Genomic DNA, 526 nt, shown 5'->3' with positions numbered 1-526 from the left:
TTGCACCGGATCGAAGATATGACGAATTGCTGCCGCGGGAGACGGCTCATCTTACAGTTGTTCGATTTCCGCTTCGGTGAGACCGGTAATCTTGCAAATGTCTTCAAGCGGATAGTGCATAGCAAGCATGGTTTTTGCCGTTTCGAGCTTTGCTTGATATGAGCCTTTGGAAAGGCCTTCCTGTAGTGCAATTTCTCTTTCTTCTTCCCGCTGCACGGCTATGTCCACATCGTAATCGTATTCGGCTATGAGCATATTCATTCCTACTCACTCTGAAAGATTTTCAATTTCTTCAGCAGAAAGGCCGGTCATTTGCGTAATAAAATCAAGTTTGCAATGTGCCTGCTTCATCAGCTTTGCCGTTTCGAGCTTCGCTAGATACGAGCCTTCGGAAAGACCTTTCGCTTCGCCTTGTGCGATGCCCAGCGAAAAACCTTTCGCTTCGCCTTCTTTCAAGGCAATTTCTCTTTCTTCTTCCCGCTGCACGGCTATGTCCACGTCGTAATCGTATTCGGCAATTAACATA

Annotated in this window: 1 protein-coding gene and 1 pseudogene; both read right to left on the bottom strand. The window is 46.8% G+C overall.

What is annotated here, in order from left to right:
- Positions 1-51: 51 nt before the first annotated feature.
- Complete coding sequence (locus HMPREF0860_RS07755; protein ID WP_021495650.1) at positions 52-261, bottom strand: hypothetical protein; 210 nt, start codon at positions 259-261, stop codon at positions 52-54.
- A gap of 6 nt (positions 262-267) precedes the next feature.
- Positions 268-526 (bottom strand): annotated as a pseudogene (locus HMPREF0860_RS07750) (hypothetical protein); the annotation flags it as partial.

Origin of the sequence: Treponema socranskii subsp. socranskii VPI DR56BR1116 = ATCC 35536, from assembly GCF_000468115.1 — a bacterium.
In the GTDB taxonomy this organism is placed as follows: Bacteria; Spirochaetota; Spirochaetia; order Treponematales; family Treponemataceae; genus Treponema_D; species Treponema_D socranskii.
Note: the sequence above shows the minus strand (reverse complement) of the source record. Positions and strands in the feature narration are given on the sequence as shown.